The 15,805-nt window shown below is 62.8% G+C and carries 13 protein-coding genes and 1 riboswitch; of the genes, 5 read left to right on the top strand and 8 right to left on the bottom strand.

The window, feature by feature from the left end:
• Positions 1-2: 2 nt before the first annotated feature.
• From PZL22_RS04150 to PZL22_RS04135, 4 genes are all read right to left on the bottom strand, one after another.
• A complete protein-coding gene (locus PZL22_RS04150; protein WP_003527862.1) occupies positions 3-803 on the bottom strand; it encodes an ABC transporter ATP-binding protein in 801 nt (266 codons plus the stop codon).
• Positions 800-1,843: a FecCD family ABC transporter permease gene (locus tag PZL22_RS04145; RefSeq protein WP_003527864.1), complete on the bottom strand. Its 1,044-nt coding sequence runs from the start codon at positions 1,841-1,843 to the stop codon at positions 800-802. The genes PZL22_RS04150 and PZL22_RS04145 overlap by 4 nt, the downstream gene beginning before the upstream one ends.
• A complete protein-coding gene (locus PZL22_RS04140; RefSeq protein ID WP_127613890.1) occupies positions 1,840-2,907 on the bottom strand; it encodes an ABC transporter substrate-binding protein in 1,068 nt (355 codons plus the stop codon). Before PZL22_RS04140 ends, PZL22_RS04145 begins: the two co-directional genes overlap by 4 nt.
• 169 nt (positions 2,908-3,076) lie before the next feature.
• Positions 3,077-3,307: riboswitch (cobalamin riboswitch) on the bottom strand.
• A 1,281-nt stretch (positions 3,308-4,588) separates the two neighbouring features.
• Positions 4,589-5,578: a GlxA family transcriptional regulator gene (locus PZL22_RS04135; RefSeq protein WP_033048522.1), complete on the bottom strand. Its 990-nt coding sequence runs from the start codon at positions 5,576-5,578 to the stop codon at positions 4,589-4,591.
• A gap of 147 nt (positions 5,579-5,725) precedes the next feature.
• Here PZL22_RS04135 and PZL22_RS04130 point away from each other — a divergent pair, with 147 nt between their 5' ends.
• The gene (locus PZL22_RS04130; protein ID WP_003527872.1) at positions 5,726-6,553 is read left to right on the top strand and encodes an alpha/beta fold hydrolase; all 828 of its coding nucleotides are present in this window, start codon (positions 5,726-5,728) and stop codon (positions 6,551-6,553) included.
• A gap of 97 nt (positions 6,554-6,650) precedes the next feature.
• Positions 6,651-7,175 (top strand): hypothetical protein, encoded by a 525-nt coding sequence (locus tag PZL22_RS04125; protein WP_003527874.1) that lies wholly within the window; start codon positions 6,651-6,653, stop codon positions 7,173-7,175.
• A gap of 75 nt (positions 7,176-7,250) precedes the next feature.
• Here the strand turns inward: PZL22_RS04125 and PZL22_RS04120 are convergent, their stop codons facing one another.
• The 3 genes from PZL22_RS04120 to PZL22_RS04110 all read right to left on the bottom strand — a co-directional run bounded on the left by PZL22_RS04120 (position 7,251) and on the right by PZL22_RS04110 (position 10,395).
• Positions 7,251-9,212: an elongation factor G gene (locus PZL22_RS04120; RefSeq protein ID WP_284718167.1), complete on the bottom strand. Its 1,962-nt coding sequence runs from the start codon at positions 9,210-9,212 to the stop codon at positions 7,251-7,253.
• Positions 9,213-9,330: 118 nt separating this feature from the next.
• Entirely contained in the window at positions 9,331-10,017 is a 687-nt protein-coding gene (gene hutC / locus PZL22_RS04115) for a histidine utilization transcriptional repressor HutC (RefSeq protein WP_234835674.1), read from the bottom strand.
• A gap of 189 nt (positions 10,018-10,206) precedes the next feature.
• A complete protein-coding gene (locus PZL22_RS04110) occupies positions 10,207-10,395 on the bottom strand; it encodes a hypothetical protein (protein ID WP_003527881.1) in 189 nt (62 codons plus the stop codon).
• A 372-nt stretch (positions 10,396-10,767) separates the two neighbouring features.
• Between PZL22_RS04110 and repA the strand changes: the two genes are divergently transcribed.
• From repA to repC, 3 genes are all read left to right on the top strand, one after another.
• Positions 10,768-11,961, top strand: coding sequence for a plasmid partitioning protein RepA (gene repA / locus PZL22_RS04105; RefSeq protein ID WP_411755827.1), 1,194 nt, complete (start codon positions 10,768-10,770; stop codon positions 11,959-11,961).
• Between the two features lie 3 nt (positions 11,962-11,964).
• Positions 11,965-12,969 (top strand): plasmid partitioning protein RepB, encoded by a 1,005-nt coding sequence (gene repB / locus PZL22_RS04100; RefSeq protein WP_003527885.1) that lies wholly within the window; start codon positions 11,965-11,967, stop codon positions 12,967-12,969.
• A gap of 155 nt (positions 12,970-13,124) precedes the next feature.
• Positions 13,125-14,435, top strand: coding sequence for a plasmid replication protein RepC (gene repC / locus PZL22_RS04095; protein WP_003527887.1), 1,311 nt, complete (start codon positions 13,125-13,127; stop codon positions 14,433-14,435).
• A 452-nt stretch (positions 14,436-14,887) separates the two neighbouring features.
• On the opposite strand, the gene PZL22_RS04090 is transcribed toward repC, so the two are convergent.
• Positions 14,888-15,730 (bottom strand): hypothetical protein, encoded by an 843-nt coding sequence (locus PZL22_RS04090; RefSeq protein WP_003527890.1) that lies wholly within the window; start codon positions 15,728-15,730, stop codon positions 14,888-14,890.
• Positions 15,731-15,805 lie beyond the last annotated feature (75 nt).

Below are 15,805 nucleotides of genomic sequence, written 5' to 3'. Positions count from 1 at the left end.
GGTCAGGCTCCGACGGCGGCGATTGCGGCAAGCGGACGCGGGCGTCTTGCGCGATAGCGGATGGAGCAGCTTCCGTCGAACTCGTGCTCGACCTCGACCTCGATCCCGAAGACTGCGCGGATGCGCTCGACCGTCAGTACCTCCCGCGGGCGCCCGAGCGCCACCAGCCGGCCGGCCTGCATCACCGCGATCCTGTCGCAGAACATAGCGGCGTGGTTGAGGTCATGGAGCGCTGCGACCACCGTCAGGTCCTGGCGGCGAACGAGGTCGAGCAGGCTGATCTGATGGCCGATGTCGAGATGGTTGGTCGGCTCGTCGAGGAGCAGGATCTTCGATTGCTGCGCCAGCGCCCGAGCAATGTGCAGCCTTTGCCGCTCGCCGCCGGAGAGCGTGTGCCAGAGGCGATCGGCAAGATGCGCCATGTCCACATTTGCGAGCGCAGCCCCGACGATCGCATCGTCCTCCGGCGACCAGGGCGAAAGCGGCCCGAGATAGGGCGTGCGGCCGAGCTCGACCGCTTGGCGCGCGGTGATCCGCTCGCCGGTCTCGGCCTGCTGCTCGACCAGAGCGAGCCTTTGCGCGACCGTGCGGCGGCCGAGCGTCCCGATCGGACAACCGTCCAGAAGCACCTCCCCCCTCTTCGGCTTGCGGATGCCTGAGATGAGCGACATCAGGCTCGTCTTGCCGGAACCGTTCGGGCCGATGATCCCGAGGAACTCTCCCGTCTCGACCGTGAGGGAGACATCCTTCAGGATCTCCACCCCGCCGGCCGCCCATGAAACCCCGCGCGCCGAAAGCGTCATGCGCGGTCCCTCCTTTGTCCGAGTATCAACGCGAAGGCCGGGGCGCCGACGAGCGCCGTGATCACGCCGATCGGCAGGACCTGCCCGGGAATGAGAACGCGCGACAGGATGTCCGCGAGGATCATGAACACGGCGCCGATGAGCCCCGCTGCCGGAAGCAGGACACCGTGGCGGACGCCGACGAGCATGCGGGCCGCATGGGGGATGACCAGTCCGACGAAACCGATCGACCCGACGATGGATACCATCACCGCCGTCATCATCGCCGAGACGCCGACGAGCGCGAAATAGGTTCGCCTGACCGAGATGCCGAGCGAGGCAGCCGATTCCGACCCGAAGGTAAACGCGTCCAGGGGACGGGCATGCCAGAGACATACGACGAGACCGAGAAGCGTCGCCGGCACGGCGAGCCAGGCATCCGGCCAGCGCACGCCCGAAAGGTTGCCGAGCAGCCAGAACATGATGCCGCGCGCCTGCTCGGCCGTCGCCGCCTTTGTGACGATGAAGGAGGTCAGCGCGTTGAAGAGCTGTGATCCCGCCACACCTGCCAGGATGATCGCCGCGGTGCCGCGGCCGGCCTTCACCGCCAGCAGGCTCACCAGGGCAAAAGCGACCAGCGCGCCAATGAAGGCGCCGAGCGGCAGCGTCAGCAGACCGGCGCCCACCCCAAGGATGGCGACGCTGACCGCGCCCGTCGAGGCGCCGGCGGAGATGCCGAGAATGTAGGGATCGGCGAGTGGATTGCGCAGCAGCGATTGCAGCACGGCCCCGGAGAGCGCGAGCGACGCCCCGCAGGAAGCGGCCACGACCGCCCGGCTCAGCCGGTAGCTCCAGATGATGCCCTCGTCGATCGGTGCCAGCGGATAGCCGGCGTTCCACAGCCGGTTCGCGACCGTCTGCGCAACGGTCTTGAACGGGATCGCCGTTTCGCCGATCGCAGCGCCCATCCAGAGTGCTGCGAAGAGGATGACGAGCGCGGCGAGAGCCGTGCCGACGCGTCCCGTCCCCGTTCGCCCGGCCAGGGTCAGCACGCGGCTCACTTGCCCAACCCACCCTTGGAGGCCAGCCCCGCCTTGGAGGCAAGTCCGGCCTCGGCGATGGCATCCGCCAGCGCTTCGATGCCCTCGATCGTGCGGATCGTCGGGTTCATCGCCTGCGCATCCATGGCGAACACATAGCCTTTGGCGACTGCCGGCATGAGGCTCGCCACGGGATCGGTCTTCAGGAATTCGAGTTTGGCGTCGAGGCTGTCGAGCGGGTAACGTCGACGTTCCATGGAGCCGGCAACGATCATGGTCGGCTCGGCTTTGGCGATGGTTTCCCAGCCGACCGTCGGCCATTCGTCTTCTGTGTCGATGATGTTTTCGATCCCGAGCGCCGCCATTATGTAGCCGGGTGCGCCATTCCTGCCGGCGACATAGGGGTCGGCATCGGCAGCGCTGGAGAACCAGAAGACGGCCGAGAGCTTGTCCCCGGCCGAGGCGACCTTGGCGCGCGCCGCCTCTTCTCGGCTTTTCAGCTCGGCGACGACCTTCTCGCCCTTATCCTGAACATTGTAGATATGCGCCAGCTCGCGAATTTCCCGATAGACGAGGTCCATGGTGAAGACCTGCCGGCGCACGCCGTCGCTCGCCGCCGAATTCTCCTTGCCGGTGCAATCCGATGGCGATGTGTAGACCGGAATGCCGAGCTCCTCGAACTGCTCCGGCCTCGCGACCACGCCTTCCGGGCCGACCTGCCACTGAAACTGCACCGCCACCATGTCCGGCTTCTTGGCAAGTACGCTTTCGAAGCTCGGATCGTTGTCTGCCAGGCGCTCGACCTTGGCGTTGACCTCCTCGTAACCTTCAAGGACGGGGCCGACCCAGAGGGCGGTGCCGGCGACCTTGTCCGCAAGGCCGAGCAGATAGAGGATCTCGGTGCTGCTCTGGCCGATCGCGACGGTGCGCGTCGGCGTCTTGTCGAACGTGATCTGCCGTCCGCAATTCTCGAGTGTCAGCGGATAGGTAGTCTCGGTAGCGAAGGCGGGATGGCCGAGAGCCGCTGCGCCTGCGGAAAAGGTGATGAGACCGGCAATGAGCGGTCGTTTCAGAAAGTTGTTCATGAATAGTCCCCGAATGTGAGGCCGCTATGCGGCCGTGATCGTCAGCCTGCCGATAGGGTTCGATCGAACGAGTGACGGCTGGACCTCGGGGAAACTGATGAAAGCGTGCGCCGTAAGGCGCGAAAGATGGTCATGGCTTGCTCCTGTTCCGGGCATCCCCGCCCGTGACGTTGGATCGAATTTGACGGCAGGTCTCCTGGCTCACGGACAGAAGTCGCTCATCTGCCTTCCCGCGCAGTACGCGCAGTGGCTGGCGCCTAGGCGCCACCAGGATGAACGACGATCCGCTTACAGTTGCGGGGGCAGCCACGGTCTTGGTCCCTCTTGGGTCGTCCGCACCGTGTTCCCTATTAATCCCCTCCACCTCACGGGTAGGGGAACCGTCGGTCCCAGTTAATGTGGAACGCAGCCGCCGGTCAAGGTGGAAGGCAACGGTTATGTCCCACACGCGATCCGGTTAATGCTACGGCGATATTTCATTACGACAATTTCAATATGTTATATCATTACATTCGTCAACAGCAGATGCTCTGCGCTGTACCGGCAACAGGCTTGCAAGGCGGGGGGAGTTCACCTTCTCGTCAGCATACGATGGGGCGTCCTGAGGCTTGTGGCGGCCTTCGCCCTGTTGCCTTCATGCTTCAGAGCTTGGCGATCAGTTCGCTTGTGGCGAGGGCGCGTAAACGCCGCGCGTCGGCGACGCGCGGCGCTAGGCGTTCAGGCTCGAATTCAGCGGCGGCAGCTATCGGCCGCGCGTTCCCTTGCCGCGGCGGCGATATTCGACCGAGCCGCTCCTCTCGTCGAGCCACGTTTGCGTTGGAATGTAAGGCTCCACCCGTTTCCGCTGGCCTGCCAGCCGTCGGCCACCGATTCCGAGCGGCCGGCCGTGGCGCCCCGGCTTGCGGAGCGCGCCTTCAATCTGGATGCAATTTCTGAAGGGTCAACCACGACCACCAGCATGAAACCGATCGGTGCGAGCACGTATGGGGGAATGCCTGTCGGTACGCTCGCGAAAACGGCAATCGACACGGCCGCGATAATGCACATCAGGTTCGTCAACGGGTGAGTGAGCGTCCTGAGACACGTTTCAGAAACAGTGTTGTTCCGTCCGTAGTCCGACAATGCCATGGGAGAGATCCATCCGGTTGAGTTGTTCCCCTGCCGAGATCACGATGACTTTAGGCCCCGTCGACCCAAAATCATGGAACGTGATCGTGCAAGGAGCCAGAGCGGAATGCCGGCGGCAGACCGCAGACACTGTCCGCTCCAGGCTCCAGCGGCAGCGAATGCTGCAATATGTACCCTGAGACACAGCTGGCAACGGGCCTAAGACCTTTGCCCTTACGGGGTCGGACCAAGGTCCTATAGATGGGCGCGGATGGCACTCTAGCTTCTTGCCTTCCCACCTATACAAGGACCTAAACCTTTTCAGCGACACTTGAGGCGGGGCCTCGCCGCTTGGCGGGGTCCCGCTTGCGTCCCCGACCGAAGGCCGGCGGGGAATCGTTTCGCAGACATGCGAGTGCCCGCGCAGGGGATGACGCGGGCACTGCAACAGGTTGGGGTCCTGAATGTCGCTGGGGGACAGAAGCGACACCTGTTAATTCTTCAGACGAAAATTTGTTCCGCAGCCGCGGGCGCGAAAAAAGCGACGTCGGCACGCCGCCGTCCTCCGCGCAAGCTATCCGGCAGCTGCTACGGCGAAACGGTGCCGATAGTCCCCCGGCGACAGCCCGACGATGCGGTGGAACAGCTTGCGGAAGGCGGCCGCGTCCTCGTAACCGACGGACCAGGCGATCTGTTCGACCGAGCGTCTGGTGAACTCCAGGAGCTCACGCGCCTTGCCGACGCGCAGATGCTGCGCATATTCGATCGGCTTCATTCCTGTCGCCGCCTTGAAACGGCGCAGGAACGTGCGCTCCTCCATCGCCACCACTTTGGCCATCTCCGCGACGCTGACGGCGCGGGCCTCGCGGGCCTGCAGCCAATGCTGCACCTTGAGAATCGCCTCGTCGCCATGATTGAGACGCGGCGAAAAGCTGGAATAGTGCCGCTGCTCGCGTCCGGCCGGATCGATGAGCAGGAAGCGCCCGGTCTCGACCGTTACCGTCGGACCGAACAGGCGGTCCACGAGGCGCATGCCGAGGTCGGTCCACGCCATGAGGCCGCCGGCGGTGATGATGTCGCCGTCCTCGATGACGATCTTGTCCGGATCGAGCCGGACGTCGGGGAAACGGTCGCGGAAGGCGTTGGCGAACAGCCAGTGCGTCGTCGCCGGGCGGCCCTTGAGCAGGCCAGTCGCCGCAAGCACGAAGGTCCCGCCGCAAGTCGATGCCAACGTCGCCCCCTGGGCATGCCGGTCGAGCAGCCAGCGCGCATAGGGCGCTGCCTCCTCTGCCTCCATCGGTCCCGTCAACCTGCCGGGAACAAGCAGGATCTCCGGAGCCTGCCGGGACCCGAGTTCGGGATGGGTGTCGAAACATCGCGCAAGACAGCCGTCGTCCTGAAGCCGCCAGTGACTGACCCGCGCCACCGGTCCGCCGCGCTCGGCGGAGAATTGACCCGCTATGCCGATGAGATCCGTCATGCCGTGGACCATCGCCATCTGGCAACCCGGATAAAGCATGAGGCCGATCTCGGCCCTCGATGGCAGTGCTTGTCCCTTCGCCATGGCGCCCTCTTTGTCGGTTTCGGCCCGCCTAATGTCCGATCCGCCAATCCCGATCATTTCGCAATCGGCCTAATTCTTCAAGCACGGGGCGCGGCAAGTACAGCACGCCACCCGGCAGTCCTCCAACCCGCTGAAAGGATTAAGAAAATGGCTACGATCACCACCAAGGACGGCACCCGCATCTTCTACAAGGACTGGGGCTCGCGCAATGCTCAACCCATCCTCTTCTCCCATGGCTGGCCGCTCACGGCCGACGTATGGGATGCGCAGATGGTCTTCTTTGCAAACAAGGGCTACCGCGTCATCGCTCACGACCGCCGCAGCCACGGCCGCTCGGACCAGGTGTGGGACAACAACACCATGGACCAGTACGCCGACGACCTTGCCGAATTGATCGAGGCGCTGGACTTGCGGAACGTGATCCTTGTCGGGCATTCGACAGGCGGCGGCGAGGTTACCCGTTACGTCGGCCGGCACGGCACCGGGCGCGTGGCGAAGGTGGCGCTGATCGGCGCGGTGCCGCCGCTCATGCTGAAAACCGAGGCCAACCCCGGCGGCCTGCCGATCGACGTCTTCGATGGCATTCGCAAGGGCACCTACGACGACCGCTCGCAATTCTTCAGGGATCTGACGATCCCCTTTTACGGCTACAACCGCGAGGGTGCCGCCATCTCCGAGGGAATCCGCGAGAGCTTCTGGCTGCAGGGCATGATGGGCGGCCTCAAGGGCCAGCTCGACAGCATCCGCGCCTTCTCCGAAAGCGACTTCAATGCCGACCTGGCGAAATTCGACAAGCCGACCCTGGTGCTCCACGGAGACGACGACCAGATCGTGCCGATTGGCGCCTCGGCGCTTTCGACCGTCGAGATTGTCCGGCACGCCGTGCTGAGGGTCTACGAGGGTGGCGATCACGGTTTGGCGCAGACCCAACAGGACCGCTTCAACGCCGATCTGCTCGAGTTCATCGAAACCTGACCACCGGCAGCGTCTCGCACTATCAGTAAGCCCCTTCGAGGCGCAGCGGCTGTGCCGCCGCCCTCCCCGCTCCTTCCCGGCCCACAGGAGATGCACCATGATCCCCGGTTCTTCCATCGAGACCCTCCTCGCCCTGCACGTCGCCGTCAGTCTGATCGGCATTGCGAGCGGCCTCGTCGCCCTCCCGGCGCTCGGCGCCGGCCGCTGGCTCGGCCATTGGCACGCGGTCTTTCTCGCGACCACCGCGGCGACCAGCATCACCGGCTTCCTCTTCCCTTTCAGCGGGATCACGCCCGCATTGGTAGTCGGAGCGATTTCCGTCCTCACCCTCGCCATCGCTCTTGCCGCACTCTATGCCTTTACGCTCCGCGGCCGGGCGAGGCCGACCTATGCCGTGAGCGCGACTTTCGCGCTCTATCTCAACCTTTTCGTTCTTGTCGTGCAGAGCTTCCTGAAGGTTCCGGCACTGCAATCGATGGCGCCGACGCAAACCGAGGCTCCCTTCGTCGTCGCGCAGGCCCTTTTGCTGGCGGCAAGTATGGCGCTCGGCGCAGCCGCGATCATCGGCTCGCGACAGGTGGCCCTGCCGCTGCCGCTGCCGGCGCGGGCTGGAGCGGGATGAGGAAAGTGTGTGCGGTTTTCCACCAGGAACGATCAGAAGCGCGCCGTATCGATACGGCGCGCTTCCTGCTGTCGGTCAATGCTCGTTGGCCGGCGCTCCGTGTGCGGTGACGATCGCCTGGGCTTCCTTGCCGTAGAGTTCCTCGAAATGATCGAAGCTCTTGGAAAAATGGCCGATTCCCTGGGTGGCGGATCTGAGCGAGCGCGCCAGATCGTCGAGCGCGCTGCCGGGCAGAAGGGCGCGGAAGATGTCCCAGCCTTTCGCCGCTTCGTCCCGATCGAAGCCGAGCACCTGGCCCTTCAACGAGGCAACGATCGGCACGAGACTGCCCGAATAGACCGACGGGACATGGATTTCGACTCGAAAGACCGGCTGCATCAAGACGGAGGCGGCCTGCGACAGCGCCTGCCGGACGCCAAGCTTGCCGGCCGTGCGGAACGCATATTCAGAGCTGTCGACCGAATGGTGCTGGCCATCGGTGAGCAGCACGCCGACGTCGATGACCTTGAAGCCGAGGGGGCCCTTCTCCATCGCCTCGCGCGCGCCAGCCTCGACCGCAGGAATGTAATTGCGCGGCACCGCACCGCCCTTGACCGTCTCGGCAAAGGAAAATCCGTCGCCTCGCCCGTTCGGGTGGACGCTGAGCTTCACATCTGCGAATTGCCCGGCCCCGCCGGTCTGCTTGCGATGGCGGTAATGAACGTCCGAGGATTTTGAAACGGTCTCCCGGTAGATCGGGCTCGGGGGCCGGTCGCTCACCTCGACATGGAAGACGTCCGACAACGTCCTGCAGACTTCGCGCAGATGCACCGGGCCTTGAGCACAAACGAGCTGCGCCCCTGTCCCCTCCTCCTGCATCACCTTCAGGCCGCGATCGGTCTCGGCGAGTTTCGCAAGGGTCTCGGAGAGCTTGGTCTCGTCGCGTTCGCTCGCCGGCACCAGTATCCGTTCGAGCATGGGGGTCGGCGGGATCGTCCAGTCGGGCGGAGCGAGGGCCGCACCGGCCGTCAACAGCGACGGGACCGGCAGGTGGTCAGATTTGACCGCTCCGAAGAGCTGGCCCGCCTCGGTCACGCCCGAGCCGATGGGCCGGCCGCTTGCGGGATCCTGCAGAGCGCCGAGACTTGCGCCGCCGAGCGTCGCCCCCTGCTTCACTCCGTTCTGGAGAGCGCGGGCAAGAACCGTCTTGCCGACGCTCTGGCGGTAATGGGCATGGAAACTGACCGCGAGGAGCGTCGCCTCGTCGACGCCGGCACCCGCGGCTAGGCGCTTTCTCAGCGCTTCAGCGCGCGGCGCCTCGTGGCGGAGAGCCTTCATCAGCCGCATCAGGCCGTTGCCGTGGCTGGCCGAGCCGAGGAGCACCGGAATGATCTTGTTTTCGTTCAGAACCCGTGTCGAGATCGAATAGATCGCGTCGCTGGCCGGCTCGCGGTCCTCGATGAGTTCTTCCAGCAGCCAATCGTCGAATTCCGAAAGATGCTCGAGAAGCTCCGCGCGTGCCTCGTGTTCGCGCTCGACCGCGCTTTCGGGTATCTCGAAGAGGGAGGAAGGCTGTCCCTCGCGATAGCGCCAGGCCCGCTCCGAAATCAGATCGCAGCTGCCGATGATCCTGTCGCCGTCGCGGATGGGAATCTGCCGCAGGATGAGCGGGCGGCCGCAGAAATCCTGCAGGGCGGCGACGATGTCCCTTATGCGCCCTCGCGGCTCGTCCATGCGATTGATGAAGAGGATGCAGGGCGTGCCGGACGCCTCGATCATGCGCAAGTAAGGGGCGGCGAGAACCGCCTCGTCCAGTATCGGCGAAACACAGAGAACACATGCGTCGCTCGCGAGCAACGCATGCTGCGCATGCGCTAGGGCCTCGTTATTGCCGGGGACGTCGAGCGCGCACCAGGCCTCGCCGCCGAATTCGAATTCAGTGAGGCCCAGTCCATATGGCGTAACTGATTTTTTCGGCTCGCCTCCCAGCGAGCCCACCCTCTCCACGAGCGTGGATTTTCCGATCTGCGAAGGACCGAGTACAGTAAAGCAGCGCATCGGCGTTCCTCCCTCTGCCAGGATGACACTGCCGACAGGATGCCCCTCGACGAGCCAAAGCGCCAGAGATTGGTGCTTTTTCTTGCAAAAATTGCGCGTTAGCAGGAGTTGACGCGGTCTATGCGGGCGCGCTCGGGGCGAACTCCGCGATGAGCTCGTGGCGATCTCCGGGATAGGTGAGCAGCACGCTGGTGACCGGTACGCCGCCGCTCCAGGTCCGGCGCTCGATGACGAGACAGGCCGCACCGACCGCAACTTCGAGCGCCTGTGCCGTCGGGCGGCTTGCCGCGACGGCCCTGATGCGATGTTCCGCGGTGCTCCAGGGCACCTTGCCGAGCAGCCACGAGCCCGGGGCGGCGGTCTCGAACGTCTCGGTTTCGGCTTCCGGCACCGCCGAAAGATTGATCAACCGCTCCTCGAGGCAGAAAACGCGGCCGCCGGCAAAATGGCGGCAGGTGACATCGAGAAGCCGCGACGATAGAGGCAGATCGATGCGCCCCTCATCGCCGGCACGCATCTTGCGCACCGCTCGCTCGCCGAGACGGTAGGCGTAGTCGAGCCCAAGGGACTGCACCTCCCGCTTGACGTCGTGAATCTCCATCACCGCGGATTGGACCTGCGGAAAGCTGACATAGCTTCCGGACTTGCGACGCCGCTCGATCAGTCCCCGCTTCACGAGTTCGCTCAGGGCCTTGTTCACGGTCATTCGCGAACAGCCGTATTGCTCCGTGAGTTCGTGCTCGAAAGGAATGCGGTACCCCGGCGGCCAGTCGCCGGAAAGAATGTGGCCCTCGACCTCGCTCAGAATTCTTTGATGCAGCGAGAGGGGCTGTTCCTGGCGTTTTTCTTCGGTGTAGGCACGATTGCTGGAAATGGCGGGACCCTCGCTCGTAAACGACCCCGTACCTTACCCATTTCGCGCCAAGACGACAGCCCTCCCGCATGTTTCCTGACGCGTCGCCGCTTCAAGCGAAGGACTTGCGGCAGAGGCGTTTCAATAGAAGAGGTGCCACGGCGCCAAGAATGCACGCGCCCACTCCTGATCCCGTTCGCCGTCACCCGCGGCGTTCTCCCGGTCGGGACGGTCGCTCGCCGGCTCCTTGCTCGCCGCAGGTTTGCGGGCCACGCCGGTGCGCGGGGGTGGGACGAGGTAGCCGAGGGTCATTCCGCCGAGATAGAACATGCCTTATCCTTCTCTTATCCGACCTGCCGGGCTCGATCCTGTCACAATCCGGTCCGCTGTCAATAGTCTACTAAAATCATGATCTACTATGGGCGCCGCATCTGTTGCAACGTCTGGAGGAGATTTGCGCATCCGCTCGGATGCGCGACGCTCCGCGAACGCAAATGCCGGCCGGATCGGCCCCGGCTGGACTGCCGCTGAGTTGTCCGCGGACAACCAATGAGCAGGCGGATGACAAAGCTGCAGCGCCCCTGCAGCACAACCGAGCTTTTTGTTAAGCGTTTGTAAAATGGCAACGAATCGGCGCATAGTATAACTGCGCAGATCAGCTCCCTTTGGTGAATTTTGCGCAGTTTTTGGAGAGTAGGAATGTTGCAGCAGAGAATCCAGAGTCTTGAGGAGCAGGAGCATTTGCCGTCGCTCTTGTCTGCCGACGCTCAGGAACTCGCACACCAGTTGCAGGAGCATCAAAAGAAGATCTTCTCTCCGTCGGCGCAAAAGTCGATGCGACTCTTCAGTCCGGCAGAGGCAGCGGCCTTCATCGGAATCGGCGAAGGCTATCTGCGCCAGATCGCCTCAGAAGGCCATGGACCGCAGCCGCTGTCAAACGGCCGCCGCATGTATGCGATGGAGGACATCGACCGTATCCGCCGGGTTCTCGACGAAGGCAGCAAGACCGGCAAATATATTCCGCATCGCCGACCGGGCGAAAAGCTGCAGGTCGTCTCCGTCATGAATTTTAAAGGCGGTTCAGGCAAGACAACGACATCCGCTCACCTGGCACAGTATCTCGCCTTGCGCGGCTATCGGGTGCTGGCGATCGATCTCGATCCACAGGCCTCCCTCTCCGCCCTCTTCGGCCACCAGCCGGAACTGGACGTCGGCGAAGGGGAAACACTCTACGGCGCCATACGCTACGAGGCACCCCGGCCGGTCGCGGAGGTGGTGCGATCGACCTATACCGCCAATCTTCACCTCATCCCGGGCAATCTCGAGCTCATGGAATTCGAGCACGAGACTCCGAAGGCGATGGTCGCGGGCTCCAGCGAGACCATGTTCTTCGCGCGGATCGGCGAGGTACTTTCCGAGATCGAGAGCTTCTACGACATTGTGGTCATCGACTGCCCGCCGCAGCTCGGCTTTCTGACCATGTCGGCGCTCTGCGCAGCGACCTCCGTGCTCATCACCGTGCACCCGCAAATGCTCGACGTCATGTCGATGTCCCAGTTCCTGTCGATGACGAGCGAGCTCATGGCCGTTGTCGAGAACGCCGGCGGGCGCACCAGCTATGACTGGATGCGCTATCTGGTCACGCGCTTCGAACCCAACGACGGACCGCAGAGCCAGATGACCGGTTTCATGCGCGCGATCTTCGGCAACCGCATGCTGCAGAACGCGATGGTGAAATCGACCGCGATTTCCGACGCCGGCGTGACCAAGCAGACGCTCTATGAGGTGGAGCGCTCGCAATTCATACGCGGTACCTACGACCGGGCGATGGACTCGCTCTCGCTCGTCAATGCGGAGATTGAAGAGATGATTCGCAGGGTCTGGGGAAGGAAGTAACCGATGGCGCGCAAGAACCTGATCGGCATTTCCGACAGCCCCCTCGCCTCCGAAGACGGGGAGCGTCCGGCCGTCGGTCGCCCGATCGCGGGCCTTGCGCCCACCCAACGCTTCAATGGTCTTGTCGGCGGCATCACCAGATCCCTCTCAAACATCACCCAGAAGGTCGAGCGAGCGGAGGAATTGGAGCGCCAGCTTGCCGAGGGGCACGCGATCGTCGAACTGGACCCGGAGCTGATCGATTCCTCTTTCATCATCGATAGGCTGGGTGTCGCCCCCGAGGTTCAGGCCTTGCTGGTTCAGCAGATCCGGGACCACGGACAACAGGTTCCGATCCTCGTGCGGCCGCATCCGGCGGAGAGCGGCCGATACCAGGTTGCCTACGGCCACAGGCGGCTTGCGGCATTGCGCGAGATCGGCACCAAGGTCAAGGCGGTCATCCGGAACTTGAACGACGAGCAGCTCGTCATTTCCCAGGGGCAGGAAAACAACGCCCGCACCGACCTCTCCTTCATAGAGCGAGCGTTGTTCGCAACGCGTCTTGAAGATCGCGGCTTCTCGCGGGAAACGATCATGTCTGCCCTCGGAGTCGACAAGGCGGCGCTCTCCAAGATGATCGCCGTCGTCCGCCGATTGCCGTTGGACATCATCGAAGCCATCGGTGCCGCGCCGGGCTTCGGCAGGAGGCGATGGATGGAACTTGCCGATCTCATCGACCGCGATGACCGGCGTCCGAAGGCATTGGATTTCATCGATGCGGCCGAATTCAAGGCGCTGGAGAGCGATCAGCGTTTCGAAAAGCTGTTTGCCTTGCTGAGCCTCGCCAGGAAGCCCTCAAAGGCGGAAACCTGGATTGCTCCGGACAGGAGCCGCGCCGTGCGTATTCGTGAAACGGATGCGGAAACGACGCTGGCCTTCAGCAAGAAGGCGGCACCGGGCTTTGCAGAATTCGTGAGGCGGAGGCTCGAAGCGCTCTACCTCGAATATCAACGGGAAACAGGAGACTAAACAGAGCAAAAGAAAAAGGCTTCCGAACGACTAGCGCTGCGGAAACCCTTCTCTCGTGTAGCAACTAGAGAATCCCACTTCCGCGAATCAGTGTCAAGCATTTTTGACGTCGTTTCGGCGAACGGACTTCTTTTGCCTTGGAAAAGGTGAAGAAAATGGAACGTGGAAGTGTGACGACGCCCTTTGGGCGGCGGGCGATGACGCTTGGCATGCTCGCAAGTCAGATCGCCGCCGGTAACGTCCCGCCGGACCGGTCGGTGGACAAGTGGAAATTGTTCCGCTCTCTCTGTGAAGCGAAGGCGGCTATCGGCGTGTCCGATCGTTCGCTTGCGGTATTGAACGCCCTTTTGAGCTTCTATCCAGGAGCCGAGCTCTCGGGCGAAAATGGCCTTGTCGTTTTCCCCTCCAATGCGCAGCTCTCGCTCCGTACCCACGGAATGGCGGGCACCACGCTCCGCCGGCATCTTGCATGCCTCGTGGAATCGGGTCTGATCCTGCGGCGCGACAGCCCCAATGGTAAGCGTTACGCTCGAAGGAGCCGCAATGGCGCCGTAGGCGAAGCCTTCGGATTCGACCTCTCCCCACTCTTAGCCCGGGCCGACGAGTTCAAAGCCGCCGCTGCCGAACTTGCCGCCGCCAAACAGTATCACCGTCTGATGCGCGAAAGACTGAGCCTCTGCCGGCGCGACATCGCCAAGCTGCTCGAGCTTCTTCGTGAGTCTGGCGTGCCAGCCGGCTGGGAGCAGCAGCAACGGCGATATGAAGAATTGTCTGCGCCTCTCTCGCGCAAGGCATCGGTAAGCGAGGTCGAGACCCTTTATGACGCTATGGCGGAACTTCGTGCCGATCTGTCCAATCAATTGGAAAAACTACTTAATTCCGAAAAAATGGACGCCAATGATCGCCATAACGGGCAGCACATACAGAATTCACATCCAGATTCTCAATTTGAATCTGAACCTCGCTTAGGAAATGGGTCCGGGAAATTTTCGGCAAGCGCCCAAAGCTGCAACGCGGACCCTGTGACACCGAAGGCGAAGCTCTCGCAGGTTTCGACCCATGTCGATGCTCAGACGCCGGTCAGCCCGGTGCCTCCATCTCTGCCCATCTCCCGCCTCGCCCGGGAAATTCCCCTGCCCGTCCTCCTATCCGCTTGCCCGCAGATCACCGATTACGGACCACAAGGCCGAATAACGACCTGGAAGGATCTGCTCACCGCTGCAGTCGTCGTCAGGACCATGCTGAACGTGAGCACGGATGCCTATGACGATGCATGCACGGTTCTTGGCCAGGAAAATGCTGCGGCCGTCATCGCCTGCATCCTGGAGAGAGCCGATTGCATAAGTTCGCCCGGCGGCTATCTTCGGGTTCTTACCGCGAGAGCACGGCGCCAGGCTTTCTCGGTTGCTCCGATGGTCGCTGCACTGAGGCGCGCGCGAGGCCCAAGCATGCCGCTTGCGAGTTGACGCCTCTGGCTGGGCGAAGGCGGGGATCTCGAGCGCACTGCAGGATTTGTCGGTCGCAAGGCGCGTCAGGCTTGTGACGCGGACTGCTCGCGGTTGCCTTGACGCTCCAGATAGGGGAAACTCGTTTAGGCTGCGGACTCGCACTTGTTTTGATTTACCGCCTTGGTGTCTGTTTCTTAACAATTTTGCTTCTATCGTAACGTATTGGTAAAAAAGGTGGTAAAGCAGCAATGCGGAAGCTAAATCGCCAATAAGTTCCGTCACGCGGACGCCCTCCTTTCCAGGCGTCGTGACCGCAACAACGACTACCAGCCACCTCCCCTATTCTCCAGTCGATTGAACTTCGTGCGGGCGGCCAGACAATCCGGGTGCATGGCGATCGACGATATGCAGGCGCCGATCCGTTCTTCCGTTTCCGCGGTTGACAGCTGTCAACAATGCGAACTTGCCGCTCACTCGCGCCAGTGTTCCGCGACCCATGGGCTCGGGAGAATATAGTGCCGGAGGTAGCGGAATGGGCTCTTTTCTCTTCTGTCCGGAGAGAAGAGCCCGCGAATATGATCGCTCGGCGTCGCCACCCGCCCCTTGTAACCGAACTGCCCGTCTATCGCATGCTGCGGCAGCAGACCGCGCGGGAAAATAACCACGCGTGCATCTGCCGGCAGCCGTGGCGGCAGGAAGTAGTTCAAGGGGAATGGCCGCCGACAGTCCTGGCGGAAATGCAGAACGAAACGCCGCGGGAAGAATTTCGCCCCTCCTGGTACGTTGCGCGTCACGAAGCGCTGCTCGAATTCGTATTCGTCCGCCACCTTTTGCGGATCGGCGCGGAACTTCTCCTGCAATGGGACCAGCTTGCCGACCGGGAAGCGGAACAGTGACGTCTGCCCGAGACGCTCAAGCGGCGTAGTCTGATTGCGGGCCATAACGACATCGTCGGGACCGCCGATCTCGAAAAACGCGTTGAGCGATCGGACGATCACCAGATCGAGGTCGAGAAAGAGCACCGGTCCCTTGAGGCTGCCGAGTTCCGGCCCCCACAAGCGCGCCTTGGGCCAGATCCCCTTGGTATTCACTGGCATCGTTTCGACGTCGAGGGGCGGGAGGTCCTCGCACAGTATTTCCGAGCGGAGGCCTTCGCTATTGTCGGTAAAACAAGTGAAGGTGAAAGGCGGCGTGATGTTGCGGGCGACCATAGCGAAGAGACGGTTCACGAACGGCGCGCCGTATTTCGTTCCCCAATTTATACAGATTACCTGCTTGACGCCGCCGGAAGCGGCGAGAATATCGGATACCATTCGGCTTGCCTGTTCCTTGTGTTTAACGGCGCATCCGCACGGCTGAGTTTTGCCGAGGGGCGATTTGCTCCGGCC

It is taken from the genome of Ensifer meliloti (genome assembly GCF_030064585.1).
In the GTDB taxonomy this organism is placed as follows: Bacteria; Pseudomonadota; Alphaproteobacteria; order Rhizobiales; family Rhizobiaceae; genus Sinorhizobium; species Sinorhizobium meliloti.
Note: the sequence above shows the minus strand (reverse complement) of the source record. Positions and strands in the feature narration are given on the sequence as shown.

What these genes read in the sequence shown, in the direction of transcription:
- PZL22_RS04110 (WP_003527881.1), bottom strand. Translation starts at nt 10,395, where the DNA reads ATGTTCTATCTCGGCGGAATGACCCTCGGCTACCTCGTCCCACCCCCG.
- repC (WP_003527887.1), top strand. Translation starts at nt 13,125, where the DNA reads ATGGAACGTGGAAGTGTGACGACGCCCTTTGGGCGGCGGGCGATGACG.
- PZL22_RS04140 (WP_127613890.1), bottom strand. Translation starts at nt 2,907, where the DNA reads ATGAACAACTTTCTGAAACGACCGCTCATTGCCGGTCTCATCACCTTT.
- PZL22_RS04125 (WP_003527874.1), top strand. Translation starts at nt 6,651, where the DNA reads ATGATCCCCGGTTCTTCCATCGAGACCCTCCTCGCCCTGCACGTCGCC.
- PZL22_RS04135 (WP_033048522.1), bottom strand. Translation starts at nt 5,578, where the DNA reads ATGGCGAAGGGACAAGCACTGCCATCGAGGGCCGAGATCGGCCTCATG.
- repB (WP_003527885.1), top strand. Translation starts at nt 11,965, where the DNA reads ATGGCGCGCAAGAACCTGATCGGCATTTCCGACAGCCCCCTCGCCTCC.
- PZL22_RS04130 (WP_003527872.1), top strand. Translation starts at nt 5,726, where the DNA reads ATGGCTACGATCACCACCAAGGACGGCACCCGCATCTTCTACAAGGAC.
- PZL22_RS04150 (WP_003527862.1), bottom strand. Translation starts at nt 803, where the DNA reads ATGACGCTTTCGGCGCGCGGGGTTTCATGGGCGGCCGGCGGGGTGGAG.
- PZL22_RS04120 (WP_284718167.1), bottom strand. Translation starts at nt 9,212, where the DNA reads ATGCGCTGCTTTACTGTACTCGGTCCTTCGCAGATCGGAAAATCCACG.
- PZL22_RS04090 (WP_003527890.1), bottom strand. Translation starts at nt 15,730, where the DNA reads ATGGTATCCGATATTCTCGCCGCTTCCGGCGGCGTCAAGCAGGTAATC.